Origin of the sequence: Sulfurimonas sp. (genome assembly GCF_032250635.1) — a bacterium.
GTDB lineage: Bacteria > Campylobacterota > Campylobacteria > Campylobacterales > Sulfurimonadaceae > Sulfurimonas.
The window spans coordinates 1-3,418 of the sequence record NZ_JAVVFL010000218.1 but is presented as its reverse complement, the minus strand read 5'-3'; the positions used below and the strand labels follow the sequence as shown (position 1 = coordinate 3,418).

Genomic DNA, 3,418 nt, shown 5'->3' with positions numbered 1-3,418 from the left:
TATATGCGGATGTGCGCATGAGTTTGGACATCCGTTGACGCTAAAGGAGAGCCTCTCTTCAAAGAACGGAAATTTTCTCTGAAGATGTTCAACCAGTTTTGCTGCCAAATCCTTTGTCTCTGAGACGGCAAATTTACAAAAATTTATCCCCGTACAAGAGAGCGTTCTTGCCTTAAACACAGATGGCTCTGCGTCTATACCCATCTCTTTTAACTCTTCTACCACAAAGACGGCATTTTCACTAGGCAGATCTGTAATGACAAAATTCTGCGCCGTGGTCGCTCTTATGGCAGTAATATCATATTTTTTAGCTATCTTTATAAGCCCGTTCAACCCCTCGGCTCCTATTTTTCCCCCATTTATAGCACAACCTATGTAACTTCTGCCCTCATTTATACTCTTGTGTATGCCGAAATGTTCTCTATTTACATAAGGAGTATATTTTTGCAAATCATCTAGTTGAAGTCTGAAATCTACTTTTGAGTGCAATATCTCGATAAATTGTTCAACCCCCAGAGCGTCGAGCAGATGCCCGAGTCTTGCTCTGTTTCTATTCTCCCTGTTACCATAGTCTCTGTAAATCTCCGTGATTGCTTTGGCAACTGCTAAAACCTGATGCGGTTCTATATAGCCTATATGAGAAGCTATACGCTTGTTTGATGCCAGTCCTCCGCCCACGCTGACATCAAAGATCACTTCGCCCTCTTCACTCTTTTTTGCGTTAAAGCTTAGATCCTGTATCTCATGCGAGGCACAGTGTTTGGGACAGCTGCTGATTCCAACCTTATATTTTCGCGGCAAGTTCGATATCTCTCTGTTTGCGTCAAAGTAGTCATTAACTTCTTTGGTTATCGCCTCCACATCATAAAGGCGCTCTTTATCTACATCGCTTACGGGACATGTAACCACATTTCTGGCAACATCTCCGGCCGCAAAAGCGGTAGTAAGTCCCACCTCGCTCAAACATGAAAAAATTGCAGGCAGATCCTCCACTCTGATAAAGTGAAACTGCAGATCCTGCCTTGTCGTAAAGTCCGCAGTCCCTCTTGCATACCTCTTTGAGATCTCCAGAGCCGCTTCAAGCTGATTTAAATCCATCCTGCCGCCCTCCAGCTTAACCCTTAACATGAAGTAAAGCCTTTTGTCCTCTCTCTCTTGAAGATTGGTGTTTTGGGTATATAGCCCGTACCATTTAAATCTGTCTATATCTTCGGGGTCAATATCTTCGCCGCTCTTTGCATAGCGGTAGATATCTGCAAAAACATCTAGACCGTCTTTTTCTCTTTTTATACGTTCAACTCTTTGTGCTTTTGTCTCTTTTGACATACTCTTTTCCTAAAAAATCTCTTTTGCTTCCCAGTGCGGAAAATGTTTCCTTACAAGTGCGTTTAGCTCTGTCTCAAACTCTCCATACTCGGAAGATTTTGTTTTTGAATCGGTTTGCGATTTTTGAGTAATCATCCCCGCTCCGAGTGTGTTGTTTGTGACTCTGTCTATAATTATAAAGCTTCCCATAGCTTTGTTTTTGATGTATGGATCATACGCCAAATGGCTCTCAAGAGAGAGTTTCGCATGTCCTATCTCGTTTAGATTTAGTAGATTTGCACTCTGATGCTCCTGCGTGTTTACATCCGTTTTATAGTAAAAGCTCTCAACGCTACCCACAACCACAGATGAAGCTCTTTTTATAAAATACTGCTTATGTTTAAGCAGCGGCTCTTCGTTCATCCAGACGATATTTACATCAAAAGCATCGGCACTGTCTGGCTGTTCATCACTTTTTACCATGATATCGCCGCGGCTTATATCTATCTCATCTTCAAGTGTAATGGTTACAGCCTGCTGCACGTAGGCATACTCTAAATTACCATCATAAGTAACTATCTCTTTGACCTTTGAGCACTTCCCTGATGGCAAAACGGTAATACTATCTCCCACCTTTATAACACCCGAAGAGATCGTCCCGCAGTATCCTCTAAAGTCCAAGTTCGGTCTGTTTACGTACTGCACCGGCATCCTGAAATGAACCAGATCCCTGTCGTTTGCTATCTCGATATTCTCCAAACAATGCAGAAGCGTCTTACCTTTGTACCAAGGAGTTTTTTGGCTTGTTTCTACCACATTGTCTCCCTTTAACGCAGAGAGCGGAATGAGTGTAATATCCTCACTCAGTCCTATCTCCTTCGCAAACAATAGATAATCCCTTGAAATCTCCTCATAAACCCCTTGACCAAAGCCGACCAGATCCATCTTATTTACGGCAACGACAATATGCTTGATTCCAAGCAGTTTTGCTATAAAAGAGTGTCTCTTTGTCTGCGTCTGGATCCCATACCTTGCATCGATGAGGATTATCGCCAGATCCGCCGTACTTGCACCCGTCGCCATATTTCTCGTGTACTGTTCATGCCCCGGAGTGTCCGCGATAATGAACTTTCGCTTGTCCGTCGTAAAGTATCTATAGGCAACATCAATTGTAATCCCCTGCTCCCTCTCACTCTGCAGACCGTCAACCAGAAGCGAGAGATCAAACTCCCCCTCGGTCGTACCGCTCTTTTTGCTATCTTTTTTTATGGCTGCGAGCTGATCCTCAAAGATCATCTTTGAGTCGTGCAAAAGCCTCCCGATCAGAGTACTTTTGCCGTCATCAACGCTTCCGCATGTAATAAATCTGAGCAGTTGTTTATTCTCATGCTCTTTTAGATAACTCTCAATATCCGCTGCTATTTTTGTCTCTAATATTGACATCTTAAAAATACCCCTCTATTTTTTTCTTCTCCATCGAACCAGCCGAATCGTTATCGATTACGCGCCCCTGTCTCTCACTTGTCTTGGTTAAGAGCATCTCTTGAATAATCTCACCCAGTGTCGTTGCATTTGATTCAACAGCGCCCGTAAGCGGATAACACCCCAAAGTTCTAAAGCGCACCATCTCCTCTTTTATCTCTTCACCCTCTTCGATCGGCATTCTCTCATCATCAACCATTATCTTGACCCCGTCCTTTTGAACAACGGGTCTTTTTTTGGCAAAGTAGAGCGGAACAATCGGGATATGCTCTAGGTAGATATATTGCCAGATATCAAGCTCCGTCCAGTTGCTAAGCGGAAAAACTCTTATACTCTCGCCCTTGTGAACGCGCGAGTTATAGATACTCCATAGCTCAGGTCTCTGGTTTTTCGGGTCCCATCTATGGTTTTTATCTCTAAAAGAGTAGATCCTCTCTTTTGCTCTGGACTTTTCCTCATCTCTTCTTGCTCCGCCAAACACCGCATCAAATTTGTACTTGTTTAGTGCCTGCTTCAACCCCTGAGTCTTCATGATGTCCGTATGCACTGCCGAGCCGTGAACAAATGGATTGATATCCATCTCTACTCCCTCGGGGTTGGTGTGAACTAGAAGTTCAAACCCCTCATCTTT

At 43.5% G+C, this 3,418-nt stretch carries 3 protein-coding genes; all 3 read right to left on the bottom strand.

Features of this window, described 5'->3' with window-relative positions; all coding sequences use genetic code 11:
- Positions 1-1,326, bottom strand: a 1,326-nt coding sequence (locus tag RQ763_RS10870) for a nitrite/sulfite reductase (protein ID WP_314152983.1), incomplete at its 3' end; no start/stop codon positions are given.
- Positions 1,327-1,335: 9 nt separating this feature from the next.
- Positions 1,336-2,748 (bottom strand): sulfate adenylyltransferase subunit CysN, encoded by a 1,413-nt coding sequence (gene cysN / locus RQ763_RS10865; RefSeq protein WP_314152982.1) that lies wholly within the window; start codon positions 2,746-2,748, stop codon positions 1,336-1,338.
- A gap of 1 nt (position 2,749) precedes the next feature.
- On the bottom strand, positions 2,750-3,418 hold a 669-nt coding region (gene cysD / locus RQ763_RS10860; RefSeq protein ID WP_314152981.1), incomplete at its 5' end, for a sulfate adenylyltransferase subunit CysD.

Coding starts and splice junctions, on each gene's coding strand:
- cysN (WP_314152982.1), bottom strand. CDS start 2,748: ATGTCAATATTAGAGACAAAAATAGCAGCGGATATTGAGAGTTATCTA.